This is a genomic window from Rhodopseudomonas sp. RCAM05734, from assembly GCF_052658035.1.
Genome location: NZ_CP199742.1, coordinates 3846041 through 3872421, shown reverse-complemented (window position 1 = coordinate 3872421; position 26381 = coordinate 3846041). Strand labels below are relative to the sequence as shown.

At 63.8% G+C, this 26381-nt stretch carries 21 protein-coding genes and 2 pseudogenes; 13 read left to right on the top strand and 10 right to left on the bottom strand.

The annotated features are described in order from the left end of the window. The first annotated feature begins 189 nt into the window (after positions 1–189). The 4 genes and pseudogenes from ACUXVA_RS18230 to ACUXVA_RS18215 all read left to right on the top strand — a co-directional run bounded on the left by ACUXVA_RS18230 (position 190) and on the right by ACUXVA_RS18215 (position 3866). Complete coding sequence (locus ACUXVA_RS18230; protein WP_265079044.1) at positions 190–981, top strand: WecB/TagA/CpsF family glycosyltransferase; 792 nt, start codon at positions 190–192, stop codon at positions 979–981. Then, positions 978–2246: a glycosyltransferase family 4 protein gene (locus ACUXVA_RS18225; protein ID WP_445493311.1), complete on the top strand. Its 1269-nt coding sequence runs from the start codon at positions 978–980 to the stop codon at positions 2244–2246. Before ACUXVA_RS18230 ends, ACUXVA_RS18225 begins: the two co-directional genes overlap by 4 nt. A gap of 29 nt (positions 2247–2275) precedes the next feature. Further along, positions 2276–3462 (top strand): annotated as a pseudogene (locus ACUXVA_RS18220) (glycosyltransferase family 4 protein). Next, a complete protein-coding gene (locus ACUXVA_RS18215; protein ID WP_265079047.1) occupies positions 3459–3866 on the top strand; it encodes a hypothetical protein in 408 nt (135 codons plus the stop codon). Before ACUXVA_RS18220 ends, ACUXVA_RS18215 begins: the two are co-directional and overlap by 4 nt. A 49-nt stretch (positions 3867–3915) precedes the next feature. On the opposite strand, the gene serA is transcribed toward ACUXVA_RS18215, so the two are convergent. Both serA and ACUXVA_RS18205 read right to left on the bottom strand, forming a co-directional pair. After that, positions 3916–5184 (bottom strand): phosphoglycerate dehydrogenase, encoded by a 1269-nt coding sequence (serA, locus tag ACUXVA_RS18210; RefSeq protein ID WP_265079048.1) that lies wholly within the window; start codon positions 5182–5184, stop codon positions 3916–3918. 291 nt (positions 5185–5475) lie between these two features. Beyond that, positions 5476–6550, bottom strand: a pseudogene (locus ACUXVA_RS18205) (NAD(P)-dependent alcohol dehydrogenase). A 363-nt stretch (positions 6551–6913) separates the two neighbouring features. On the opposite strand from ACUXVA_RS18205, the gene ACUXVA_RS18200 reads away from it, so the two are divergent. The 6 genes from ACUXVA_RS18200 to ACUXVA_RS18175 all read left to right on the top strand — a co-directional run bounded on the left by ACUXVA_RS18200 (position 6914) and on the right by ACUXVA_RS18175 (position 15089). Next, positions 6914–7426 carry an FAD-dependent oxidoreductase gene (locus tag ACUXVA_RS18200; protein WP_265079049.1) on the top strand — a complete coding sequence of 171 codons (513 nt, stop codon included), beginning with the start codon at positions 6914–6916 and terminating at the stop codon, positions 7424–7426. Positions 7427–7815: 389 nt separating this feature from the next. Further along, positions 7816–8673, top strand: coding sequence for an FAD binding domain-containing protein (locus ACUXVA_RS18195; RefSeq protein ID WP_265079050.1), 858 nt, complete (start codon positions 7816–7818; stop codon positions 8671–8673). Next, positions 8670–11006: a xanthine dehydrogenase family protein molybdopterin-binding subunit gene (locus tag ACUXVA_RS18190; RefSeq protein WP_445487381.1), complete on the top strand. Its 2337-nt coding sequence runs from the start codon at positions 8670–8672 to the stop codon at positions 11004–11006. Before ACUXVA_RS18195 ends, ACUXVA_RS18190 begins: the two co-directional genes overlap by 4 nt. Beyond that, positions 11003–11482: a (2Fe-2S)-binding protein gene (locus ACUXVA_RS18185; RefSeq protein ID WP_445487379.1), complete on the top strand. Its 480-nt coding sequence runs from the start codon at positions 11003–11005 to the stop codon at positions 11480–11482. Before ACUXVA_RS18190 ends, ACUXVA_RS18185 begins: the two co-directional genes overlap by 4 nt. Continuing rightward, the gene (locus ACUXVA_RS18180) at positions 11479–13803 is read left to right on the top strand and encodes a xanthine dehydrogenase family protein molybdopterin-binding subunit (RefSeq protein ID WP_445487377.1); all 2325 of its coding nucleotides are present in this window, start codon (positions 11479–11481) and stop codon (positions 13801–13803) included. Before ACUXVA_RS18185 ends, ACUXVA_RS18180 begins: the two co-directional genes overlap by 4 nt. Further along, positions 13800–15089 (top strand): serine hydrolase domain-containing protein, encoded by a 1290-nt coding sequence (locus ACUXVA_RS18175; RefSeq protein WP_265079052.1) that lies wholly within the window; start codon positions 13800–13802, stop codon positions 15087–15089. The genes ACUXVA_RS18180 and ACUXVA_RS18175 overlap by 4 nt, the downstream gene beginning before the upstream one ends. A 167-nt stretch (positions 15090–15256) precedes the next feature. On the opposite strand, the gene ACUXVA_RS18170 is transcribed toward ACUXVA_RS18175, so the two are convergent. The 8 genes from ACUXVA_RS18170 to ACUXVA_RS18135 form a co-directional block, all read right to left on the bottom strand. Beyond that, positions 15257–15721: a MarR family winged helix-turn-helix transcriptional regulator gene (locus tag ACUXVA_RS18170; protein ID WP_265079053.1), complete on the bottom strand. Its 465-nt coding sequence runs from the start codon at positions 15719–15721 to the stop codon at positions 15257–15259. Between the two features lie 70 nt (positions 15722–15791). Further along, entirely contained in the window at positions 15792–16520 is a 729-nt protein-coding gene (locus ACUXVA_RS18165; protein WP_265079054.1) for an ABC transporter ATP-binding protein, read from the bottom strand. Further along, on the bottom strand, positions 16517–17287 hold the full coding sequence (locus ACUXVA_RS18160; RefSeq protein ID WP_445487374.1) for an ABC transporter ATP-binding protein: 771 nt from the start codon (positions 17285–17287) through the stop codon (positions 16517–16519). Before ACUXVA_RS18160 ends, ACUXVA_RS18165 begins: the two co-directional genes overlap by 4 nt. Next, the gene (locus ACUXVA_RS18155) at positions 17284–19170 is read right to left on the bottom strand and encodes an ABC transporter permease (RefSeq protein ID WP_445487372.1); all 1887 of its coding nucleotides are present in this window, start codon (positions 19168–19170) and stop codon (positions 17284–17286) included. The genes ACUXVA_RS18160 and ACUXVA_RS18155 overlap by 4 nt, the downstream gene beginning before the upstream one ends. A gap of 70 nt (positions 19171–19240) precedes the next feature. Next, positions 19241–20449 (bottom strand): ABC transporter substrate-binding protein, encoded by a 1209-nt coding sequence (locus tag ACUXVA_RS18150; protein ID WP_265083758.1) that lies wholly within the window; start codon positions 20447–20449, stop codon positions 19241–19243. A 486-nt stretch (positions 20450–20935) separates the two neighbouring features. After that, positions 20936–21745 (bottom strand): SDR family NAD(P)-dependent oxidoreductase, encoded by an 810-nt coding sequence (locus ACUXVA_RS18145; protein ID WP_143573064.1) that lies wholly within the window; start codon positions 21743–21745, stop codon positions 20936–20938. Between the two features lie 45 nt (positions 21746–21790). Beyond that, positions 21791–22579, bottom strand: coding sequence for an enoyl-CoA hydratase-related protein (locus ACUXVA_RS18140; protein ID WP_445487369.1), 789 nt, complete (start codon positions 22577–22579; stop codon positions 21791–21793). A gap of 3 nt (positions 22580–22582) precedes the next feature. Further along, positions 22583–23377 carry an alpha/beta fold hydrolase gene (locus ACUXVA_RS18135; RefSeq protein WP_445487367.1) on the bottom strand — a complete coding sequence of 265 codons (795 nt, stop codon included), beginning with the start codon at positions 23375–23377 and terminating at the stop codon, positions 22583–22585. Positions 23378–23648: 271 nt separating this feature from the next. On the opposite strand from ACUXVA_RS18135, the gene ACUXVA_RS18130 reads away from it, so the two are divergent. From ACUXVA_RS18130 to ACUXVA_RS18120, 3 genes are read left to right on the top strand one after another with little or no spacing between them, the layout of a single operon-like run. Next, entirely contained in the window at positions 23649–24626 is a 978-nt protein-coding gene (locus ACUXVA_RS18130) for an ABC transporter substrate-binding protein (RefSeq protein ID WP_265079059.1), read from the top strand. Then, positions 24616–25416, top strand: a complete 801-nt coding sequence (locus tag ACUXVA_RS18125) for an ABC transporter permease (protein ID WP_265079060.1) — start codon at positions 24616–24618, stop codon at positions 25414–25416. Before ACUXVA_RS18130 ends, ACUXVA_RS18125 begins: the two co-directional genes overlap by 11 nt. Next, entirely contained in the window at positions 25413–26192 is a 780-nt protein-coding gene (locus ACUXVA_RS18120) for an ABC transporter ATP-binding protein (protein ID WP_265079061.1), read from the top strand. The genes ACUXVA_RS18125 and ACUXVA_RS18120 overlap by 4 nt, the downstream gene beginning before the upstream one ends. Positions 26193–26381 lie beyond the last annotated feature (189 nt).

The window sequence follows — 26381 nt, the reverse complement described above, 5'->3', positions numbered from 1 at the left end:
CGTGAGCTCCCGAGCTATTCGCATTGCGGCGCGGTTGTGATGCGCATCACCATCGTTGCGTCGCAATATATCGATTTGATGGCGTGATCATCGAAGCGAGTCTTCGATCATCGTTCGCCTTCGCTCGACAGCGGAGGTGTGTTGGCTTTCATTCGAGCAATCGATCACAGATCATCGGAGATCGACATCGTGGAACAGCAGACTCAGCAATCACGCGACCTCACCGTCGATGGCATCGCCATCAATGTTCATTCGCTTCCAGAAGGCGTGACGTCCATCGTGTCAGCAGCGCAACACGGCGACAATTTCAGCGTTTGCACGCTCAACCTGGATCACGTCGACAAGCTGCAGCATCATTCGGGATTCCGCTCTGCCTATCGGCGCGCGCGTTTTGTCACAGCCGACGGCTTCCCCATCGTTGTCTTGAGTCGCCTCGTTGGCGCGCGCACGGATCGGACCACTGGCGCCGATCTGGTGGAGCCGGTTTGCCGCGAAGCCGGACGAAAACGGCTTCCGGTGTTCCTGCTCGGCTCGAATGAGTCGACGCTCGCGACTGCGTCGCAACGCCTGCGCGAACGATACCCGGGGCTCGACGTCGTTGGATGCCTGTCGCCCGGTCACAACTTCGACCCTTATTCGGGCGAGGCTGACGTCGCCATCGACAGGATTCGCCGGTCCGGCGCCAGGATCTGTTTTGTTGCCCTGGGTGCTCCGCGACAGGAGCTGTTCGCGGCACGCTGTCTCGACGAGCTGACGGGCACCGGCATGCTGTGCATCGGCGCGGCGCTCGACTTCATCGCGGGCACGCAGACCCGCGCGCCCGGCTTCTCCCAGAAGTACGGCCTCGAATGGGCATGGCGCATGCTGCAGAATCCCAGGCGCCTGGGACCACGCTACGCCCGCTGCCTGGGGACGGTTCCGCAGTTGGTAGCGCGCAGCATTCCGCAGATTTTCAATGCACGCATGAGGAACGCAGCATGATTTCGACTTTGACGCTGGCACAGCGGGCGCGAAATGTGAGCCATACGCCGGAGCGCTATCAGATCTGTCTCATTCATCCGTTCGATCCCCGCGGTCAGAAAGTCGGCGGACTTGAGACCTACATCCGCGATTTCATCACCTTCCACCCGGCCGACACCGACTTGCTGTTCGTCGGGGTCGATTCGATCGGCGATCTGAAGCTCGGGGAGATTCATAAACTCACCTTCCGCGGCAGGTCATTCGATTTTCTTCCGATCCTGCACTATTCCGACGATCAGGCGCGCGAGGCTGCGCGCACCATTCGCTCATCCCTGACCGGGCAGTTTTTCGTCGCGTTGGTTCGCCATTTCGGCACCATCGCCAAGGTCATTCGCGCAAGGCGCTGCTCGATCGATCTGCGCCGCGTCGAATTCTCATGGCTGCCGACGCTGTTGCGCCGGCCTTTCGTTCAGATGCTGCATGGCGAAGGCGCGCCGAAGATGCAGATGGATTCGCTGTTGAGAAAGTATTCGTTCGTCCACAACGTGGGCGAGCGCTTCGCTGTCACGATGAGCGAGCGATTTCTCTGCGTCAACCCGTTCATCACCGAACGCCTTCAGAAGACCTATCCAAGCAGGCGTCAGAAGATCGACACGCTCTGGACCTGGGTGAATACCGACATCTTCAAGCCACAGCCCTTCCCCGCCAGCTCGTCGCCGTTTCGGATCGTCTTTGCCGGGCGTCTCGACGAGTTCAAGGATCCGCCGCTGATGTTCAAGGCTATCGATCGCTTGCGATCGCGCTTGAAAGACGGTGTGGAATTTCACTACATCGGCACTAGCGACCCTCACCGCTTCGCTGAATTCGCGGCGATCGAAGACATCACCGTGCGGCACGGCTTCAAGGACGCCGCAGGCATGGCGGCGACGCTTGCATCTGCCCATGCCGGAATTCTGACGTCCGAGTTCGAGGGAATGCCAAGGTGCGTCCTGGAGATCCTCGCCGTCGGGCGTCCGGTGGTCGCCGTGCATCTGCCGCAGCTCGAACCGGTAATCCACGACGGCGTGAGCGGCTATCTCGTGCCCCGCCACGGGACAGCCGATGACATGGCCGAAGCGCTCGCGCAACGGTTCGTCGATATCCACGACGCTGTCGACGCAGGCCACATGACTCCGGCGACCATCGCGGAGTCGATCGCCGATTTCACGCCGAACACGCAGCTGGCCCGCGTCTACCGCTATCACAAGGAGATCCAGAACTCGCGCTTCATGATAGCGGCGTTGTAAACGGCAGAGGTCACCACTTGAACATTCTGATGCTCACCAGTGAGTTCGCCCCCGCACAGGGCGGGATCGGCACTTATGCGCGCGAGATGGCCACGGCCGCGACCGCACTTGGTGCGCAGGTCACGGTCGTGGCGCCCGCCTACGGCAAGAACACTGCCAACGAAGACGAGGCGCTGACGTTTGCGGTTGAACGCTTCCAGGGAGGCCTGCATTCGTCGCGCGACCTGACCGCGAAAATAGGGCTGGCCCGGCAGTTCGTCCGCCGCGAGAATTACGACGTCATTCACGGCGCCGATTGGCCGTTTTTCATCCCTGTCGCCCTGTCACGACGGCTGACAAAGGCACGGCTGCTGATGACGGTCCACGGCACCGAAATCAATGAAGTCCAGACGCCGCTCAAGCGCCTTGCAATTCGGACCACGCGCGCATTCGGTCAGCGGACCGAAATCGTCGCCAACAGCCGCTACACGCGGGATCTGTTCAGGGAAAAGTTCCCCGCGCAGTCGCGCCAGGTCAAGGACGTGCCGCTCGGCGTATCCGATTTCTGGTTTGGCCAGGGAAAGAGCCGCGCCGACACGCGCAAGGCGTACGGCCTCGCGGAAGATCGCATCGTCATCGTCACCGTGGCCCGGATCACACGCCGCAAAGGACACCATCTGACGCTGTCGGCGTTGAATTCGCTTCCGGACGATTTACGTCGACGGATCACTTGGCTGGTGATCGGCCCGGAGGGTGAATCCGACTACGTCAACGGATTGCGGCGTATCATCGACGTATCGGATGGCGACGTTCGCATGCTCGGCGCACTTCCGAACGAGGCCATTCGGGACATCTACAACGCGGCCGACTTTTTTGCCTGACAGGCGCCCTGGATCTGTCCGGGCGCGTGGAGGGCTTCGGCCTGGTATATCTGGAGGCCGGCGCGTGCGGGCTTCCGAGCGTCGCAACGGCGATCGGGGGCGTGTCCGACGCGGTTGTCGCGGACGAAAGCGGACTGCTGCTCGCGCCGAACGTGATGGCGATTGCCGGCGCCATTGCGTGGCTGGCGCAGGATGGCAGCATTCGGGCGGCGCTGGGGGCCGGCGCCCTCGCCCATGCGCGCACGCTTTCCTGGGAGCGCTGCGCCGCCGAGACCTACGGGCTCGCACACAACGAGGCACGGAACTGGACTCGTATGCCGGCACAGCAACTCGACGCTGCGGCGATATCCGCATGAGATGCGCCACTTTCATCCTGCTATTCCTGGCGCTTGCGACGGTCGGCGCCAAGGCCGAGAACTGCGGCAAGAGCCGGGAATATCTGCTCGGCGGCATGGCCGGCGACCTGCCCATGCCTCCGCAAGCCTATGAGGACCTGTTCAAGACATGCCTGGCGACGTCGGCCATGGCGAATGTCAAAGACGCCTACATCCTGAAGGATGGGGGTATCGCCATAGCCCCGAAGAAAGACAGTATTTCGGCAACAGCGGCGACGCTCTCGCAATTTTGCAACAGCTACCCGCGAGCCACGTTGCGGTTCCTGAACCGCAAGGAAATTTCCCAGTTGAAGTCTTTGGTCGACATCATCCGAACCACATCGGGTTCTGCGACGTCTTGCCGAAAGATCAAGGGCATTTCCTGACGCGCCGAGCGCCCACGACACCACACGAATCGTACGTTCGGCGCGGCGCTCAGGTTCTGTATTCGTAAAGCAGCCGCGCGCGGATAGTACCTTCCAGCTCCCGGATATCTTCCAGTACGCCCTGGCTGTCCGCCGCCGAGGTGTCGGCATCAAGCACGACATAGCCGACATCGGCGTGGGTTTCGTAATACTGCGCGGCGATATTGACGGCGTGGCGGGCCAGCACCTCGTTGAGGCGCCCGAGCATACCGGGCACGTTGCGCTGGACCTGGATGAAGCGGGTGCCCTGCGGACGTGGCGGCAGTTGCACCTGCGGGAAATTCACTGCGCCGACGGTCGAGCCGGAATCGCTGTAGTCGATCAGCTTGCGCGCGACCTCAGCGCCGATGCGCTCCTGCGCTTCCTCGGTCGAACCGCCGATGTGCGGCGTCAGGATAACGTTCGACAATCCCTGCAACGGCGAGACGAAGCGCTCGGCATTGGAGCCCGGCTCGACCGGAAACACGTCGACCGCCGCTCCGCGCAGCTTGTCCGCCTTCAACGCCTCGGCCAGCGCGTCGAGATCGACCACGGTGCCGCGGCTGTTGTTGATGAAATAGGCGCCCTGCTTCATGGCCGCGAATTCATCGCGGCCGATCATGTTGTAGGTGGCCGGTGTCTCCGGCACATGCAGGGTCACCACATCGCTCTGGCTCAGCAACTCCTGCAGGCTGCCAACCGGCTCGGTGTTGCCATGGCGCAGCTTGTCGGTGTGATCGTAGAAGATCACTCGCATGCCCAGCGCTTCGGCGAGATTGGACAGCTGCGAGCCGATATTGCCGTAGCCGATGATGCCGAGCGTCTTGCCTCGCACTTCGAGGCTGTCATTGGCGGACTTGTCCCAACGCCCCTCATGCGCCGCATTGGAGCGCGCGATGACTCGGCGGAACAGCATGACGATTTCGCCGATCACCAGTTCCGCCACACTGCGGGTGTTGGAAAACGGCGCATTGAAAACCGGAATGCCGTTCTGGCGGGTTGCGTCGAGATCGACCTGGTTGGTGCCGACGCTGAAGCAGCCGATGGCGATCAGCCGGTCCGCCGCTTCGAGAATCTCAGGGGTGATCTGGGTGCGCGACCGGATGCCGAGGAGGTGCACGCCCTTGATGGCCTCCTTCAGTGCTTCGCCATCCAGCGCCTTGGGCAACCGCGTCAGGTTGGAATAGCCGGCGGTCTCGATCATCTGCACGGCACTGTCGTTGACCCCCTCGAGCAGCAGGACGCGGATCTTGTCTTTCGACAGCGAGAGCTGGGGTAAAGCTGCGGTCTTGTTGTCCACGTCGCGACGTCCTTTGAGCGGGTGATGAGGCGCCAAGCCCGGGAATCCGGCAGGCGCCGGCAGACTCATGAAGCTTGCCCTCAAGCGATTTGGCCCTCTCTTAGTCTCCGCGCCTCGACCTGTCCACGCGCCAGACAAGCCCCTGATATGACGGGGATTTCGTCCGGCTTTCGAGGGACGGGAGGCGGACCGGCGGCGTTGGAAAGTCGCCGCAAGCGGCCCGGTCGCGCCAGGCCGATCGATCGCCATTGATGGATCTGCGATTTCACCGCGGAGGTGAATGGCGCACCCTCAGGGCGTAATCGCCACCTTCAGCACGCCATCGCGCTGGTGGCCGAACAGGTCGTAGGCGGCCTCGATGTCGTCGAGCTTGAAGCGGTGGGTGACCAGCGGCTTGAGATCGACGCGGCCGGATCTCGATCGCCGACATCAGCCGGCGCATGCGCTCCTTGCCGCCGGGGCACAGCGTCGTCACGATGGTGGTGTCTGCAAGGCCTGCGGCAAAGGCCGACAGCGGAATCGTCAGGTCGGAGGAATAGACACCGAGACTCGACAGCGTGCCCCCCGGCCGCAGCACGCGCAGCGCCGCCGCGAAGGTGGCCTGGGTGCCGAGCGCCTCGATCGCCACGTCGACGCCGCGCCCGTCGGTGAGGCGCATGATCTCCTCGACCGGATCGACCTTGGTGAAATCCACACAGTGATCGGCACCGAGCAGGCGCGAGACGCTCATGCGCGATGCCAGTCCGTCGACCGAAATGATGGTGGTGGCGCCGGACAGCCGTGCGCCCGCGGTGGCGCAGAGTCCGATCGGTCCCTGCGCGAAGATCGCAACGGTGTCGCCAATACGCACTTTGCCGCTCTCTGCACCGCTGAAGCCCGTCGACATGATGTCCGGGCACATCAGCACCTGCTCGTCGGTCAGGCCGTCGGGCACAGCCGCCAGATTGGCCATGGCATCCGGCACCCGGACATATTCGGCCTGGCAGCCGTCGATGGTGTTGCCGAACTTCCAGCCTCCGATCGCCTTGAAGCCATGCTTGGTGCCGGCACCGTCCTGGCTGAGGCAACCGCACAGGCAGGCATTGCTGTAGCCGCTCGGCGTGATAGCGCCAGCGATCACCCGCTGGCCTTCACGATAGCCCTGCACGGCGGAGCCTAGTTTCTCGATCACGCCCACCGGTTCATGGCCGATGGTGAGACCGCGTTCGACCGGATACTCGCCCTTCAGGATGTGAATGTCGGTGCCGCAGATCGTGGTGGTCGTGATCCGCACCAGCGCGTCCAGCGGACCGATATCGGGAATTGGCTTGTCCTCGAGAACGATACGTCCGGGTTCAACGAAAACCGCTGCTTTCATTTTCATGATCTTGGTCCGTTTCTGGGAGAGTACCGCTGCCCCTTTAGCAACGCCGACGGATCGCGACGTTGATCTGCATCATTCGCCGGCGATGCAACGACGGAGGTTGTGCACAAGTCATCCATGTTGTGCCTGCGCCGCAGCGATTTGTGTATCAACGGAGACATTAAGGCGACGGACGGCAGCATTGCACGGAACCTAAGGCGACGCTGGAAATTATCATGCGAATTCAGAGCAGAAGCCCCATGTTCGAGCGTACCAGCCTGCGCAAACTATCGTCCCGTTCGCTACCCCGCGGTGTCGGATTGGACCTGCGACGCCGCGGATCGATGCGTGGCTGGTTGACGGAAGACATGGGCGCGCAGCATGCGAATGCCGGAAACCATGCGGCCGATGAAGCCACAACGGGCGGCCGCCCTTGCGAAACGGTGGGTTTCTAATTCAATTTTAGTTCAGTTCGTATTCATCTCGTTGTCATTCGAGCCTTCAGGTGCTCCCATTCAGACCTTCGATTCCGACAGTACCGAGCAGGCGGACCTGCGCGGGGGATGCTCGCCGTGGTTTGCAGGGGGTGCCCGCGCTATCCGGCGGCCAGTGACCGAGGACATTCGATGCGACGTGCTCATCGTCGGCTGCGGCATCACGGGATCCTTGATGGCCGAGCAACTCACCCGCCAGGGGCTCGACGTGGTGATCGTCGATCGCGAACTGCCGGGACGTGGCAGCACGGCGGCGAGGACAGCCAAGGCGGCATTGCGGCCGGGGCCAGCGAACTACAAGTTCGTCGTTGTCCGCAGGTCTCTGCGTGCCATCGCATCGATCTGCAAAAGATCAAGGGCTGGCATGAGCGCAGCCAGGCCGGCACTGTGCAACGCGTTGCCTTGAGGGACGCGGTCGTGACCTCCGGGCCGGAAGTTCGCCCCTGCCTGAACCCGGGCGTCCATATGGTCGCCGCCAACGACGTCGAGATCGGCCCCCTGCTGGCATCATGGCGCCCTGAACCACAGTGGACTGGCCGGGGACGAACGGCCCCATCGCGTTCAGGGATAGCGCGCGTTGCTGTGATCCATCGCAGAGTTCGAATTGGTCTCCTCCGCTGGAGGCCGTGCTTCTTGACCAGCGTCGGCGTATCGGACCGGCCTTGCCAACGGCGCCGGAAACGCCGCCAACGCAGGCAGCAAAGGCATGGTTTTGCGCCAGCAGCCAGATTGACATCGCCGGACCGATTGTTAGCATACAAGTGAATTTGACCCTCCCTCCTCCTGGGTTATCCGATGAAACCGGCCGCCTTTACCCGCCACGTTCCGCGCACCGTCGACGAGGTCGTCCAGGCGCTGGCTGAGTATGCCCCGCTCGATGGCCGCATTCTCGCCGGCGGCCAGAGCCTGGTGCCGATCATGGCGTTCCGGATGGCGCGGCCCGCCCACCTGATCGACATCAACGAGGTCGAAGGCCTCGATCGTCTCGCGGTCGACGGCGACATGCTGTCGATCGGCGCGCGGGTGCGCCACGGCGCGTTCCACAAGCCGGTGGTCGACGGAGTGCTCGGCCACCTGCTGGCCTATGTGGTCAAGCACATCGCGCATTATCCGATTCGCATGCGCGGCACTTTCTGCGGCAGCCTCGCGCATGCCGATCCGGCCTCCGAGTGGTGCCTGGTGGCGGCGACGCTCGGCGCGCAACTCGTGGTCAAGAGCGTGCGCGGCGAGCGCATCGTCGAGGTCGTCAATTTCCTCGAAGGCATCATGTCGACATCGCTTGCCGAGGATGAGTTTCTGGCCGAAGCGCGGTTGCCGCTGCTGCCCGCCGACACCCGGTTCGGGTTCTACGAATTCAACCGCCGCGCCGGCGATTTTGCCATGGCCGCGGCACTCGTCACCTATCGCATCGTCGACGGCGTAATGGCCGATGTGCGCGTCGGCATCGGCGGCGCCGAGGACCGCGCCCGCCGCATTCCCGAGGCCGAGGCCGCGCTGAACGGACAAAAGCCCGACGCGGACGTCTTCGCCGCTGCCGCTTCAATCGCCGCCGTCGCCGTCGATCCGCTCGAGGATATCCAGACGTCAGCGGAGTATCGCCGCGATCTCGTCGTTGCCGTGACCCGGCGCGCGCTGGACCGATCCGCGCAATGACCGCGCCGGTGAAGGGCTCCGGCACCACCTGGGTCGGGCGCTCGATCCGCCGGGTCGAGGATCCCGCCCTCGTCACTGGGCAAGGCCGCTTCACCGCCGACCTGCCGGCGGTTCACTGGATGCGTATCGTCCGCAGCAGCGTCGCTGCCGGCCGCATCGACGGCATCAGCGCGCCCGACGGCGCGACGATTGTCACTGCTGCCGACCTTACCGCGCTGAAGCAGATCCGACCCGGCCTCAGCAAATTCAACTACGTGGCGGTCGGACAGCCGATCCTCGCCGAGGGCGTGGTGCGCTTCACCGGCGAGCCGGTGGCCGCCGTCTATGCCGCCAGCAAGGACCTCGCCGAGGATCTCGCCGACCAGGTCGAAGTCGCCGTCTCCGAGACCGCCCCTCTGGTCGATTGCATCGATGCGTTGCGCGACGGCGCGCCTCTAGTCCATGCCGAGGCCGCAGGCAACGTCGTTGTCGAGGGCCGCATTGCCACGCCTGGTTTCGACGAGGTGTGGAAGGCCGCGCACACCGTCATCCGCGTCGACGCGCGCTCGCGCCGCCAGAACGCCACGCCGATGGAGGCTCGCGCCGGCCACGCCGCTTATGACCTCTCCACCGGCCGGGTGACGCTGACATGCACCGTGCAGATGCCGCACATGACGCGCACGGCCATCGCCGATATCCTCGGCATGCCGGAATCCGACCTGCGGGTTATCGCGCCCGATGTCGGCGGAGGCTTCGGTCAGAAGATGTCGCTGGGACCGGAATATGTGCTGCTGGTCTGGCTGGCGCGCAAACTGCGCAGCTCGGTGGCGTGGACCGAAGACCGCCGCGAAAACCTGATCGCCTCCTTCCACAGCCGCGACCAGCATGCCCTGGTCGAAGGCGCCTTCGACGCCAACGGCAAATTGCTGGCGTTGAAAGGTGACATCGTCGCCAATGTCGGCGCCTATTCCTGCTTCCCCACCACTTGCGGCGTCGAGCCGCTGATGGCGCTGGCCGAATTGCCAGGCCCCTATGACGTGCGCGCCTATGATTGCCGCGCCAGGGGCGTCGTGACCCACACCTGCCCGATGGCGCCGTATCGCGGCGTGTCGCGCCCGGTGATCACCTTCGTGCTGGAACGGCTGATGGACAAGGCCGCAGCCTTCTTCGGCTGTGAGCCCACCGAACTGCGCCGCCGCAACCTGATCGACAAGTTCCCCTACACCTCCGCCACCGGTCTCGTCTTCGACGATGGCACCTACAAGGAGACCATGGAGATGGCCATCAAGGCCATCGACCTCGCGGGCTTCCGTATCAGGCAAAAGGCGGCGCGCGACAGCGGCCGCTATCTCGGCATCGGCATCGCCACCTTTTCCGAGCGCACCGGCTATGGCAGCCCCGCCTTCGCGGCCCGCGGCATGGACATCTCGCCGGGCTGGGAGACGGTGCATCTCACCGTCGATCCCTCAGGCTTCGTCGAGGCGCGGATCGGCTCGTCGCCACACGGCCAGGGCCTGCGCACCACGCTGGCGCAGGTCATTGCCGACCAGATCGGCGTCGATCCCGGGGTCGTCAAGATCGTGCACGGCGACACCGACCGCATCGCCTATGGCTGGGGCACTTTCGCCAGCCGCTCGCTGGTGCTATCCGGGGGCGCCAGTATGCTGGCAGCGCAAAAGGTGCGCACCAAGCTGATCAAGATCGCCAGCCACATGCTGGAAGCTGCACCCGACGATATCGTGCTGAAGGACGGCGCGGCCCAGGTGGCGGGTACCGACCGCTCGATCAGCATCGCGGCCATGGCGCGCGCCGCCTATCACCAGACCTTCATGTTCAAGGGCGAGATCGAACCCGGCCTCAGCGAAAGCGCCAGCTATGATCCGCCCGGTACCTTCTCCAATGCCTGCCACGTCGCCATCGTCGAGGTCGATATCGCCACCGGCAAGGTCGAGATGAAGAAGTTTCTCGTCGCCGAAGACGCCGGCCTGATCATCAATCCGATGATCGCCGACGGCCAGGTGCAGGGCGGCGTGGCGCAGGGCATCGGCAACGCACTGCTGGAAGAGATCATCTACGACGAGACCGGCAACATCCTGACCAGCACGCTGGCGGACTTCCTGCCGCCGACGTCCCATGAGATTCCCGACATCGAATTGCACCACATCGAGACCCTGACCGGAGAAACCATCACCAAGGCCAAGGGCCTCGGCGAAGGCGGCGCCATCGGTGCGCCGGCGGCGGTGATCTCAGCCATCAACGACGCGCTGGCCCCGTTCGGCGTGTCGATCGACGAAATGCCGGCCACGCCGCAACGGATCCGGGCGGCCCTGCGCAGCAGCGGAAAACTTCCATGACCGAAAAATCCAGCATTACCCTGCGTATCAACGGCCGCGACCACGCCATTTCGGTGGCGTCGCGGCGCACGCTGGCGGACGCCATCCGCGAGGAATGCGGCCAGACCGGCACCCATATCGGCTGCGAGCATGGCGTCTGCGGCGCATGCACCGTGCTGGTCAATGGCGAGCCCGTGCGATCCTGTTTGATGTTTGCGGAGCAGGCCGCCGGCAAGGAGATCCGCACCGTCGAGGGTCTCGCCAAGGGCGATGCCATGCACCCGATGCAAAAGGCCTTCATGGACAACCATGGCCTGCAATGCGGCTTCTGCACGCCGGGCTTCCTGATGCTGGCCGTGGGCGTGCTGGAGCGCGAGCCTGATATCTCCGACGACGACCTTGTCGACGTGCTGTCATCCAACCTGTGCCGCTGCACCGGCTATCAGAACATCATCAAGGCCGTGCGCGCCGCCGCCATCGAGATGCGCCAGTCGTGACCGACGCGCCACGCCAAAAGCTGGTCGGGCGCTCCATCGCCCGCAAGGAGGACGGGCCGCTGCTGCGTGGCCAGGGCCTGTTCGCCGCCGACGTCAATTTCCCCAACCAACTGCACATGCGCGTGGTGCGCTCGACCTATGCCCATGGCCGCATCGTCTCGGTCGACCTCAGTGCGGCACTGGCGATCCCCGGCGTGCACGCCGCCTGGGTCTTTGCCGATGTCGCCGACATTCCGCCGATCGATTTCCGCCTGACCAAAATCGAAAGCCTCAAAGCCTATCGCCAGACCATTCTGGCCAACGATCGCGTGCGCTATGTAGGCGATCCCGTCGCCGTGGTGTTCGCCGACGATCCCTATCTGGCAGAGGACGCCGCCGAGCAAGTGGTCGTGGAGCTCGAGGAACTGCCGGTCATCCTGCAGGCCGACGGGCCGATCGGCGATTTCCGACAGGGCTTGTCGACGGAGCCGGCGATCATCCGCAAGGGCTACGGCGACGTCGATGCCGCGTTTCGCGACGCCTATGCCAGCGTCGAACTGACGCTGGACATCGGCCGCCATTCCGGCGTGCCGCTGGAAACCCGCGGCGCGCTCGGCCGCTATGTCGCGTCCACCGACATGCTGGAAATGTACGGCGCAGCAAAAGTGCCGCACTGGAACCGGGATTCGATCGCGCGGATGCTCGGGCGCGCGCCGGAGCGCGTCAACCTGTTCGAGGGGCACGTCGGCGGCGGTTTTGGTATCCGCGGCGAGCTTTATCCGGAAGATGTCCTGGTGTGCCTCGCGGCGCTGCGCCTCGGGCGTCCCGTGAAGTGGATCGAGGACCGCCGCGAGCATCTGATCGCGGCCAACCATTCGCGCCAGCAGACGCATCATGTCCGCGCCGCCATCGATGCCGACGGCAACATTTTGGCGATCGACGACGAGTTCTTCCACGACCAGGGCGGCTACATGCGCACGCACGCCGCCACCGTTCCAGATCTTGCCGCGGCGATGCTGCCCGGTCCCTATCGCATACCGGCCTATCGCGCGGTCGGCCATATCCGCCTCACCAACAAGACGCCGGGCGGCACCTATCGCGCACCCGGCCGCTATGAAAGCACCTTTGTCCGCGAGCGCCTGCTCGATGCCGTCGCCGCCAAGGTCGGCATCGACGGCGTCGAGGTGCGCCGCCGCAACCTGATCCAACAGAGTGCGATGCCGGTGACGCGTGCTCTGGAAACTCTGGGCACCGACATCGTGCTGGACTCCGGCGATTACCCCCTGCTGCTCGACAAGGCACTGGAGGGCATCGGCTGGCCGGCGCTGCAAACCGAACAGAAACAGCGTCGCGCCAATGGCGAACTGATCGGCGCCGGCGTGGCGATGTTCGTGGAGAAGAGCGGGCTTGGCCCGTTCGACGATGTGCGCATCACCGTCAATACCAGCGGCATGGTTGAGGTGGTCACCGGTGCGGCCTCCGTCGGCCAGGGCGTCGAGACCGTGGTGGCACAGATCTGCGCCGACACGCTTGGCGTTCGTTATGACGCCATCAACGTCATCCACGGGCAGACCAACCGCATCGCGCGCGGACTCGGCGCCTTTGCCTCGCGCGTCACCGTGATGACCGGCGAAGCCACCCGCCTCGCCGCAATCAAATTGCGCGACAGGATTTTGGCAATCGCCGCCGAACTGCTGCAGTCGCCGGCGGCCGATCTCGACATCGTCGATGGCCTGATCGTGCGCAGCGGCGGCAGCGCCGGTCCGTCGATCAGGCTGGCGCAGATCGCGGCGGCACTGGCGCCCGGCTCAAAGCTGCTCGGCGACGACGAGCCCGGCCTATCAGCCGAAGCCTCGTTCGAGTCCCGCCACATGACCTATCCCTACGGCGTTCACATCGCAGTGGTGAAACTCGCTGCCGACACCGGCGCCGTCGCCATCGAGCGCTATCTGGTCGCCTATGACATCGGCAAGGCGGTCAATCCCATGCTGGTGAATGGGCAGATCGTAGGCGGCGTGGCGCAAGGCATCGGCGGTGCGCTGTATGAGGAATTCGCCTATGACGACCGTGGCGAACCACTGTCCGTGACCTTCGCCGACTACCTGATGCCGACGTCACGCGAAGTGCCCGATGTGGAGGTCATCATCACCGAAGATGCGCCGAGCCCCCTCAATCCCATGGGCCTGAAAGGCGCCGGCGAAGGTGGCGCCAACGCGGTGGGCGCCGCCATCGCCTCCGCCATCGACAACGCCCTGGGCATGCCCGGCGCCATCACGCGGCTGCCGGTGATGCCGCAGACGATCAAGGCGTTGTTGAAAGCGAAAATAGAAAGTGGCGCATGACATGGAGCAAAAAGTGCCGCCAGATGTCGGCTTTTTCCGCCTGCATGCGGATCATGTTTGCCACGGCGTCGCTCCTCTTGCTTTCAGGCGTGCGTTGCTCCATCGCCGCTCCCGAGGAGAGCATTCTGGGCAAGGCCGCGGGTTATCCCGTCGCTCCGGCCATCGATGAAAGCCGTCAGGATCGGTACCGCGTCGGCTCCTTCAGCGCGCTCGACACGCTCGGCCCATTCTGCACGCTTGCTCCGGCGCAAGTCCCCCTGCCGTTCCCGACGGGAACGCCGATCAATTTCAGCTACAGCTTTCGCGGCACGGCATTTACGTTAGACGACTATATGCACCGCCAACGCGCCACGGCGGTGCTGGTATTGCACGACGGACAGATTGTCGCCGAGAACTATAACTACGATCGCAAGCCCGACATGCGGATGCTGTCGAATTCCATGGCCAAGACGATCACCGCGCTTGGGTTGGTCAAAGCACTTGAAGACGGGCTGATACGCTCATTTGACGATACCGCCGCGACATATGTTCCCGAACTCGCCGGTACGTTGTTTGGCAATACGAAGATCGTCAATCTGATGCGCATGGCGTCGGGGGCCAAGTACGTCGAGAACTATACCCCTGATGATGACCGCGCAAAATACAACCGGATCACGCGTCGACGGGGCAATATCGCTGCCGCCAAGAGCATTACGGAGCGCATCGATCCGGAGGGCACACACTTCAATTATGCCGGGGCCCAGACCCAGGTTCTCGGTCTTGTTCTGCGAGGTGCAACACGCAGGACGATGTGCGACTATCTCGACGAAAAGATATGGCAGCCTATCGGCGCACAGGCGACGGCAACCTGGATGCTGAATCCCGCCGACCAAGCCGAGGTTGCACAAGGTGATTTCAACGCAACCGTGCGCGACTACGCCCGTCTCGGATCGATGCTGGCCAATGATGGCCTGGTGTCTGGCCGTCGCGTCGTATCGGCCGAGCATCTTCTTGATATGACGGATGCCTCACGTCAGCCGTCCGCATTTCGTCCGGGCGAGATGCGTTGGCACGATAACACGTATTACGGTTACGGCTTTCAGGTCTGGTTGCTTCCCGGCAGCCACCGTCGCTTCGTCCTGCAAGGTGTCTATGGACAGGCGATCTACGTCGATCCGGCGTTGAAGCTGGTGATGGTGCACACCGCCGTTGGCAAGGACGCGGCCGGTGACGCCAGCGGGACACATCTTGGTGCCGAGCGGGACGCGCTTTTTCGCGGCGTCGTCGCGCACTACGGCCGCTGGTGATGCTGGCAGGATGCATGGAGCCCCTCAATGGGATTTCCCGATGCCGCAGATGGTGAAGGCGACGTCACACAGACGGAGCTAGCCGTTTGTCGTCCCCGTCCCGCTTGTCTATACGTTCAGCACGGATGGGCCGCCTTCGCGGGGAGCGCATGCTGTGAGGTTCCGCGTTACGTAATCTTGTTCAGCAGCTTGGTCAGCGTGCGCTGTTCGTCAGCCGTCAAAGGCCGCAGCGTCTTGGCTGTTATCTCCGAGGCAACCTTGATGGCGGCCTTCATGATCTTGCTGCCCTTCTCGGTCAGCGACACCGCGCGACGACGCCGGTCGGTGGGGTCGGAGCCGGTGGTGACGAAGCCGCGCAGGCCGAGCCGGTCGACCACGCCCTTGATGGTCGCGGCGTCGAGATAGACCAGCCGGCCCAGATGGTTCTGCGAGCACGGCCCGACCTCGTGCAGCTTGGCCATCACGGCAAACTGCGTCTGCGTGAGATCCTCGATCATGTTGGCCATGAAGATCGAGGTGTGCCGCTGCATCGCCACGCGCATCAGGAAGCCGACCTGGGAATCGACATGATAGTCAATCGGCGGCGGTTCGGCACCGCCGGGAAGAACCTCGAGTTTTCCGCGTTTCAACATCGACTTGAATTCCGGTTGTCTTGAACGTCAGGATTCCCCGTAAGTTGCAAGCATAGTGTGACCGGAAGCATCATACAGTCAAATAAGCGCGCTGGATTTCGATGTTGACGGCAAGCTCGGCCATGCTGCCATTCCACTGGATCTGGCCCTTTTCGAGGACATATGCCCTGTCGGATACCAGTTCGGCGAAATGAACGTTCTGCTCCGACAGCAAAATCGAAACGCCTGCCCTCTTCAGCTCCAGAATCGTATTGGCCATCTGGTCAACGATCACCGGCGCCACGCCCTCCGAAGGTTCATCGAGCAGGATCAGCAGCGGATTGCCCATCAGCGTCCGCGCCACCGTGAGCATCTGCTGCTCGCCGCCACTCATCCGGCCGCCCGGCCGGTTCGGCATCTCGCCGAGATTGGGAAAGAGTTTGAGCAGCTTGTCCTCGGTCCAGACCGGCGCCGGCACGCCATCGGCAAAGCTGCGCGGCGGCTGGCGGCCGATGTCGAGGTTCTCCATTACGGTCAGATCGGAGAAGATGCGGCGGTCTTCCGGGGTGAAGCCGAGCCCCAACCGCGCGATCTCGAACGGCTGCTTGCCGGAGATGTCGTGGCCGTTGAATTGGACCCTGCCGCTCGACTGCGCCATCAGGCCCATGATCGCCTTCATGGTGGTGGTCTTGCCCGCGCCGTTGCGGCCCATCAGCGCCACCACCTCGCCGCGCCCGACCTCGAGACTGAGCCCGTACAGGATCTGCGCCGCGCCGTAGGAAGCACCAAGATTGTCGACCGTCAGCATCGGCACGCTCATGAGGAGGCCTCCGATCTGGCGAAGGTCTTTCCGGTGCCGAAATACACTTCGCGGACCTGCGGATTGTCGCGGATGGTTTTGGCATCGCCGTCGGCAATCAGCCGCCCCCTAGCCAGCACGATGATGCGGTCGGCGAAGGCGAACACCACATCCATCGAATGTTCGGTGAACAGCACCGAGATGCCGCGCTCGATCACCAGCCGCTTGACCAGCGCGATCAGGTCGTTGCGCTCCTTCGGCGCCATGCCGGCTGTCGGCTCATCCATCAGCAGCAGACGCGGATCGTTGGCCAGCGCGATCGCCAGTTCGACGCGCTTGACGTCGCCATAGGCGAGTTCGCGGCTCGGCCGGTCGGCGGCGTCCGCCATGCCGACCTGCGCCAGCAGTTCGAGCGCGCGCGCGCGATGCAGGGAGGATGCGGGCTTCCAGAGCTTGTAGATCTGGTGGGCGTGCGAGATCAGTGCCATCTGCACGTTCTCGATCACCGTCATCGAGTTGAACGTGGCAGCGACCTGGAAAGTACGGCCGATGCCGAGTCGCCAGATCTCGCGCGGCTTCTTCCCTATCAGCGACGTGCCCTCGAAATGGATCTCGCCGGAATCCGGCGACAGCTGACCGTTGATCATGTTGAAGCAGGTCGATTTGCCGGCGCCGTTGGGACCGATCAGCGCCAGGAATTCGCCGCGCTGGATGTCGAACGAGACTTCGTTGACCGCACGAACGCCGCCGAATGATTTCGACGGCTGCCGGATGGCAAGATCGCTCATGACGCCACCTTCCGGCGTGAGAACAATTTCAGGAATCCGCCGACGATGCCGCTCGGGAACGCCAGCACCAGGAGCAGGATGATGCCGCCGAGCAGCGCCCGCCAGTACTCGGTGGAGCGCATGATGGTGTCCTGCAGGATCGCGAACACCGAGGCGCCGACGATCGGTCCGCTCAGGGTCTGGATGCCGCCGAGCAGCACCATGACGAGACCGTCGATCGAGCGGCCAATGCCGATGGTCTCCGGCGAAATCGATCCCTTGGCGAAGGCGAACAGCCCGCCGGCGACGCCGCACACCGCGCCGGCAATGGCGAAGCCCAACCACTGCACGCGCTTGACGTCGAGGCCGATGGCTTCCGCGCGCAATGGCGAATCCCGCCCCGCCCGCATCGCGTAGCCGAACGGCGCGAACAGGAATTTGCGCAGCAGCAGCACGCCGGCGGCAGCCAGCGCCAGCGTGAGGAAGTAGAACGGCCCGCGGCTGTCGAACGGCGCCGACGGCCAGATGCCGAGAATGCCGTTGGAGCCGCCGGTGAGTTCTTCCCACTGGAACACCGAGGCCCAGACGATCTGCGCAAAAGCCAGCGTCAGCATCGCCAGATAAACGCCGGATAGCCGCACTGCGAACCAGCCGAACAGCAGAGCCCCCAGCAGCGCCAGCACCGGCGCGGCCGCCAATGCCAGACCCATCGGCGCAGCGAGCCATTTCACCGCCAGGGCCGTGCCATAGGCGCCGAGGCCGAAGTAAGCGGCATGGCCGAACGAGTGCATGCCGCCCGGCCCCATGATGAAATGCAGGCTGGTGGCGAACAGCACGGCGATCAGCACGTCGATGCCGAGCACCAGCGTATAGGGGGAGTTCTTCGCAATCAGCGGCAGACACACCAGCACCACCAGCAAAACGAGGCCGGCGATCTTCGCCAGCGGGGTGGCCGGCCGCATCGGCTCCTCCGGCTCGGCGACGCTGCGCACCGCCACCTGCTCGCGGCCGAGCAGGCCATAGGGCCGGATGATCAACACCGCCGCCATGACCAGGAATTCAGCGACCAGCGTCAGCTTGGAGAAATTCACCGACAGGCCGCCGAAGTGGACGATGCCAAGCCCGATGCACAGCGCTTTCACTTCCGCGATGATCACCGCGGCGAGATAGGCGCCGGAGATCGACCCCATGCCGCCGACCACCACCACGACGAAGGCGTCGCCGATCACGATCAGGTCGGTCGCAAGGGTCGCCGGCTCGCGCGCGATCTGCAGCGCGCCGCCAAGGCCGGCCAGCAAGGCGCCGAGCGCAAACACACCAGTGAACAGCATAGCCTGGTTGACGCCGAGAGCGCCGACCATTTCACGGTCCTGGGTGGCGGCGCGCATCAACCGGCCGAAGCGCGTCTTGGCCAGTGCCAGATGCAGCGCCCACAGCACCAGCGGGCCGACGAAGATCAGGAAAATGTCGTAGGTCGGCAGCCGCCTGCCGAGCAGTTCGACGGACCCGGTGAGGCCCGGCGCACGCGGGCCGAGCAGATCTTCCGGGCCCCAGATCCACAGCGTGGCGTCATTGATGACCAGCACCAGGGCGAAGGTGGCGAGCAACTGAAACAGCTCCGGCGCGCGATAGATCCGGCGGAGCAGCAGCACCTCGATGACGGCGCCGAGGATTCCGACCAGCAGCGCGGTGGCGACGATGCCACCCCAGAATCCGGTGACGCCGCCGATCCTGGTGGCGAAGGTGTAGGCGATATAGGTCCCGACCATATAGAGGGACCCGTGCGCGATATTGACGATCCGGGTGACGCCGAAGATCAGCGACAGCCCGGCCGCCACAAGGAACAGGCCCGATGCCGCGGACAGGCCGTTGACCGCCTGAAACAGAAACGAGCTGAATGTCATCGGATGACTGCCTCTCCCCGCTTCGACGCGGCGGGGAGAGGACGGGCGGCGATCATGGCAGTGCTCCGCATCACTCGGTGGCTGGACGCAGCTTCTTCACGTCGGCATCGCTCGGCAGCACGCTGGCGCCGTCGACATACTTGAAGTCGACCATGGTGCCCTTGCCGTTTTCCAGCGCGATCTTGCCGACATAGGCCCCCATCGTCGCCTGGTGATCGCTGGCGCGGTAGATGAACGGACCGAACGGACCGTCGACCTTCAGCCCTTCAAAGGCGGCGATCAATTTGTCGGTGTCGGTGGAGCCCGCCTTGGCAATGCCGGCGGCCAGCGACTTCATGGTGGTGTAGCCGACGATCGAACCGAGCCGCGGGTAGTCGTTGTACTTCTTCTGGTAGGCGGCGCGGAAGGCGTCGTGTTCCGGGGTCTTGATCTTGTCCCAGGGATAGCCGGTGACGATCCAGCCGACCGGAGCTTCTTCCTTCACCGGATCGAGATATTCCGGCTCGCCGGACAGCACGCTCACCACGGTGCGGTCCTTGAAGGTGCCGCGGGTACCGCCTTCGCGCACCAGCTTGGCGAAGTCGGCGCCGAACAGCACGTTGAAGATCGCGTCCGGCTTGGCGTCATCGATCGCCTGCGCCACGGCGCCGGCATCGACCTTGCCGAGCGGCGGCGCCTGCTCGGTGACGAACTCGATGTCGGGCTGCTTGGCCTTCATCAACTCCTTGAATGCCGCCACCGCGGTCTGGCCGTACTCGTAGTTCGGATAGACGATCGCCCAGCGCTTCTTCTTGGCGGTCAGCGCATCGGGCAGCAGCATCGCCACCTGCGAATAAGTCTGCGTACGCAGGCGGAAGGTGTACTTGTTGCCGTTCTGCCAGGTGATCTTGTCAGTCAGCGGCTCCGCGGCGAGGAAGAACACCTTCTTCTTGCCGGCGAACTCCGTCACGGCAAGGCCGGTGTTCGACAGAAACGTGCCGGCGAGAATGTTGACGCCTTCGCGCGTCACCAGTTCATCGGCGACGCGGACGGCATCGCCAGGATTGGAGCCGTCGTCGCGCGAGATCACTTCGAGCTTCTTGCCGAGCACACCGCCCGCAGCATTGATTTCCTCGATCGCCAATTCCCACCCCTTCTTGTAGGGGTCGAGAAATGCGGTCTGGGTCTTGTAGCTGTTGAGCTCGCCGATCTTGATCGTTTCCTGCGCAGAGGCAGCAAAGCCGAGCGAGACCGCCAGCGCGCCGGCGAGAGCGAGAGAATTGAAGGAACGAGCCGTCATCATGATCGAACTCCGCTGTTGATCGACATATGCCTGAAGCTTATCTGTCGCGGCGCGCCCGCAAGCAAGAGCCAAGCGCGAAGGCCTTTGCTTGCAGTGCGTTAAGCCAGCATTTGCTGACTGAATTAGTTTGCACGCAAATAGTCTTGTGCACCCTCATTGTTGTCAAGACTGGTTGTGGTGCAACGTGCTGAGCACATCGCTGAAGATTTGATCAGGTGACGATGGCGCGGCGACCTGTGCAGTTACGAGTCTTCCCTTGGCCACGAACGCTGGTCGTCCCCTCTCCCCCGGCGCAGCGAAGCTGCGTTGGTGGGAGAGGGTGGATCGAAGCCCGCGAAGCGGGTTCGAGACGGGAGAAGGGGTGGAGCCTTAAAGACAAAGAACCCTCTCCCGCCTTCGCTGCGCTCAGGCACCCTCTCCCACTGCGCGCGGCTTCGCCGCGCTGGGGGAGAGGGGAAGACAAGCACAGCGCGCTACTAACGCCTACCGGTCGCGGAAGCGATCCATCAGCGCCTTGTCCTGACCGCCGTCGATCTCGATCATCGTGCCGTTGGCCATCTGCACCAGCGGCGATGCCAGCATGACGACGAGGTTGGCAACTTCCTCGACCTCGGCAATGCGGCCGAGCGGGATCGAGGCCGGCGCCAGCTTGTCGGCCTCCTCGTAGGAAATGCCCATATCGCGCGACATGGCGCCGACGAGGCCGGCCCAGCGCTCGGTGCGCACCGGCCCCGGATTGACCGCACAGAACGAGATGTTGTGGCGGCCGTACTGGCCGGCCAGCGACAGGGTCATGTTCTGACCGGCGGCATTGGCGGCACCGGGCGCGATCTCCCAGTATGACGGTTTGACGCCGTCATTGCCGATCAGATTGACGACGCGGCCGCCGCCCTGCTTCACCATGATCGGCAGCGCGTAACGCAGGCAGCGCACATAGCCCATGAACTTGAGCTGCATGGCCTGCTCCCAGTCGGCTTCCGTGAGCGTCTCGATGACTCCGCCCGGAGCCGAACCGGCATTGTTGATCATCAGGTCGAGGCTGCCGAGCTCCTTGGCGGCCTTCTCGACGAAGTTCTTGGCTTCCGCGTCCTTGGTCAGGTCGGCGGTGATCGCAACCACGGTGACGCCATAAGCGTTGCGGATCTCTTCGGCGGTCTTTTCCAGCGGCTCCAGGCGACGTGCGCAGATGGCGACGTTGACGCCTTCTTTCGCCAGCGTCATGGCAATTGCCCTGCCGATGCCTTCGCTGCCGCCGGTGACGAGCGCGCATTTGCCCTTGAGTTGCAGATCCATGTGGAACTCCTTCAGTTGCAGAGGTGAGGAACGTGGTCGGACGGATTAGCTCCCGGTGAAGACCGGGGGTCGTTTCTCGGCAAAGGCCTTGCGGCCCTCGGCGTAGTCGGCGCTGGCGTCGGCCGCGGCATAAAATGCCTCGGCTTGCGCCAGCAGATCGGAATCGTCGGTGGTGATGGCCGCTATCGCCGCTTTCGCGGCCTTGATCGTCAGCGGCGCATTGCCGGCGATCTGCTTCGCCAGTGCCATCGTGCGGGCTTCGACCTCGCCGGCCGGCGCCACCACATGGACCGCGCCCAGAGCGTGCGCGCGCATCGCCGGTAGCCGATCCGCGGTGAACAGCACCTGGCGTGTGGCCCCCGCGCCGAACACGCGGATGAAACGCGCAATGCCGCGCGGATCGTAGCCTAGGCCGAGTTTCGCGGCCGGCACTGCGAAGAAGGCATCGTCCGCCGCAACGCGCAGGTCGCAGCTTGCCGCGACCGACGAGCCCGCCCCCATGCAGCCGCCGAAGATCATGCCGATGGTCGGCTGAGGAATCGCCTCGATCGCCTTGCAGGTGCTCTCCACCAGATCGTCATAGGCGCGGGCCTGCCCCTCGCCCGAGCGCGCGGTGGCAAAATCCGAAATATCCGCGCCGGCTGAAAACATCTGCTCGCCGGCGCCGCGGATGATGATCACGCGCACGTCCTTGCGCTCGGGCAGCTCGGCGGCAAAGGCCGCGATCTTGTGCCACATCGCGGAGGACACCGCGTTGCGCCGCGCCGGATTGGCAATCCGTAACGTCGCGATGCCGTCCGCAAGATCGATTTGGATGTCGCCGGGCGTTTTCATCGCTCAGGCCTGCTTGCGGTGCGACATCCAGGTGCCCGCGGCGGAAGCCGCGAACAGTTCGGACAGCGCCACATTGAACGCTGCCGGCTCTTCCGAGGTGATGGTGTGGCCCGATCGCGGGATCACCAGAAGGCCCGCGGTGGGCACCGCACGCTTCAGGAAGACGCTGGGATCGAGGCACCAGTCGTCTTCGTCACCGACGATGATCAGCAGCGGCACGGAGAACGCGCTCAACTGCTTCTCCATCTCCCACAGCATCGGCCGCTTGGCCTGCAATTCGCGCATGGTGAGCGCATGGCCGACCGGAGAATGATCGGCCAGCATCTTGGCGAATTCCGCGAAGCCGCGCGGGTCCTTGTTTTTCTGGGTCTGGCGCGTGGCGCCGTCGGCGTAGCGTGCCGCCGCGGTCGGAAAATCCACCGTCTCGAACATCTTCGCGGTCTCACGCGAAGCGGCGCGGCCCTGCTCGACGAATGCCGGGTCGGGGCTCGAGCCATAGCCGCAGCCGGCGGCAGTCACTGACAAACATCGTCCGGGATAGTTGATGCCGACATGCAGTGCGGTCGAGGCGCCCATGGAATGCCCGACGATATGCGCCTTGTCGATCTTCAGCGCGTCCATCAATGCAATGACATCGTCGCGCGCAATGTCCTGACCGTAACGTGCCGGATCGGTTGGCACATCCGACGGCGGATAGCCGCGCTGGCTGAAGGTGATACAGCGATGCGCGCGGGAGAAGTAGCGCAGCTGCGGCTCCCAGGTGCGATAGTCGCCGGCATACTCATGGACGAAAACCACAGGACTCCCTGATCCAACCTCTTCGTAATAGAGTTTGATTCTGTCGGGGGTCGTTACATGCGGCATCATTGCCTCCTGCAGGCAGTCGACAGCTCGGTGCAATTTCGTATGTGCACATACGAAAGGCTAGTAGGCTTGTTCTTTGACTGCAAGAGTTTTTAGTGCGTTATATTTTGGCATATCGATTGCTTACAAACAAATATAGCCGCGTGTACTGAGCCGTGAAAATGCCGTCAGCTGCACCGCACTGCAGCAACAGGAGAGAGTGTCGATGACTATTTTATCACGCCGTGCATTTACAATGGGCAGTGCCTTGGTGCTCGCAAGCGCAACATCGGCGACGCCGTCACGCGCGCAGGCCCAACCGAAGATCAAGGTCGGCAGCCTCACCCTCCCCGTCTTCGCACCGATCATTGTCAACATCATGAAAGCGCGCGGCTTCGATACCAAGAACGGGTTCGAGGCGGACGTCACGGTGTATCCGGGCTTTGCCGCCTATTATGCGGGCCTCGCCACCGGCGAGGTCGATACGCTGATCGGCGGCCCGACCTATTTCCAGAAGCTGCGGCTCGAAGGTGTGCCGCTGCAGATCATCGCCACCGGCGCGACGCTGGCGGATCTCGTTATCATCAGCAAGGACCCGGCGATCAAGAGCTTGGCCGATCTCAAGGGCAAGCAGCTCGCCGCCGACATGGGCAGCGGCCAGTTCCAGATCCTGTCGATCATCGCCAAATCGCAGAACATCGACATGGCCAAGGACATGACGCTGGTCACGGCCAATTTCGCTGTCGCCCGCGCTCAGCTCGCCGCCGCCCGCGTCGACGCCGCCATGATCATCGAGCCGATCGCCACCATGATGATCAAGGAAGATCCGTCCCTGAAGATCATCTTCAACGCCAACGACGAATGGAAGAAGCTCACCGGCTTCCCCGGCTGGGAGCTGGTCTATGCCATGCGCGAGGACGCGATCAAGAAGGCACCCAAGGCGCCCGAGATGTTTCTCGCAGCGCTGCAGGACGTCACCGCTTTTCTCAAGAGCGATCCCGACGGCGCGGACAAGATCGCGGTCGAAACCGTCAAGCTGCCGCCGGGCATCCTGAAGGAAGCGGTTCTGGCAAAGCGCTGGGATTTCGACGCGCAGCCGGCGTGGGGCGGCGAGCGCAAGGGCATCTGGGACACTTTTGAACGCGCGGTGGCGGCGGGCTTCCATCCCAAGCTGCCGGACCAAGCGATCATATATGCCCCCTGACCAGGATCACGCGACCGCGCCGTTCGAGGAACCGCGCCGTTCGCTCGCGATCAACAGCCTGCCGCGCGAAGCCATCTTGTCGATCGCGATCTTCCTGTGCCTGTGGCAGGCCATGTCCTATCTGGCGCCGACTTTAGGAATTCCGGCGTTCGCCATTCCCGGCCTCGGCCGCATCGCGCAGAGCCTGACCAAGATCACGCCGCTCGATGTCGCGGTGACGCTTGCGCGCGTGCTCGGGGCGCTGGTGCTGTCCTTCGTCATCGGGCTGGCGTTTGCGATCGTGATGCATCTCTCCGAGAGCCTGGAGCGCTATCTGCGGCCGATGGTGCGGGTGCTGATGGCCGTGCCAGTAGTGTCGTGGATCCTGTTTGCGGTGCTGTGGTTCAAGGGCGTCGAATTCCGCATCGCCTTCGTGCTGGTAGTGGTCTGCGCGCCGGTCTTCACCGTGGACGCGCTAGACAACATGCGCGAGGTGTCCAACGACTTGCGGCAGATGATCCGGTCGTTTCGGCCGACGCCGTTGCAGTTCTTTCATAAGCTGATGCTGCCGGCGATCACCCCCGGCCTGATCACCAGTTGGAAGATTACGCTCAGCCTGGCGATCCGCGTCGTGACCATCGCCGAACTGGTTGGCGCCGTCACCGGGATCGGTCATCAACTCTCGGTGGCGCAGGAGTTGTTTTCGGTGGCGGATGTGTTCGCCTGGACACTGGTGCTGGTCGTGTTGCTGTTCATTCTGGAGGCCCTGCTGGTCCGGCTCGAGACCCGCGTGCTGCGGTGGCGGGCATGACCGCATCCGCGGCGATCGAAGTCGCCAACCTGCGCAAAGTATTTCGCCAGACCACCTCCGGGCACTCGGTGGTGGCGATCCATCAATTGACGCTGCTCATCGAGCCCGGCGAGATGGTCGCGATCGTCGGCCAGACCGGCTGCGGCAAGTCGACCCTGTTCGACCTGCTGATCGGCCTGGAACACCCGACCGCCGGCAGCATCTCGATCGGCGGAAAGACACCCTATGACGACTTCAACCATTTCCGCGGCAGGATCGCGACCATCTTCCAGCAGGACCGGCTGTTGCCGTGGCGCTCGGCGCTGGACAACGTCAAGCTGCCGCTGGAACTGATCGGCGTCAGTGAAGACGTGCAACAGCAGCGTGCGATGGACTGGCTGAAGCGGCTCGGCTTGGAGAAGTTCGCCAACGCCTATCCGCGCGAACTGTCCGGCGGCATGCGCCAGCGCGTCGCCATCGCGCGCGCCTTCGCAGTTCAACCGGAGATCCTGCTGGCCGATGAATCCTTCAGCGCGCTGGACGAAGTCACCGCCGGCGAACTGCGCGAGACATTCGTGGCGCTGGCGCGAGAGTTCCATTCGACCGCCATCCTGATCACCCACCAGCTCGAGGAAGCCATGAGCGTCGGCGACCGTATCATTGTGTTCGGCAAGTCGGCGGCACTGCTGGCGGATATCCGGATGTCCGACTGGGCGATCGTGGATTATCCGCGATTACGCCAGGCGATCCAGAATACGCTGCAGGCCAACGCGCCGGATGCAGGGCTGGCGCGATAGCGAGACCTATGTTCCGGTAGGGCCGAATGAACGTCCCTCCCCCGCCTCGCGCGGCTGCGCCGCGCTGCGGGGGGTATAGCCTCCGTTGACATCGCCAAACCCGGCAGATACCTCAATTTCGTGGTCTGCCGATGCGGCGCCACCGCTGCGGAAACGCCGCGTCGATCCGTGCCTGCTGCCGGCACCTCA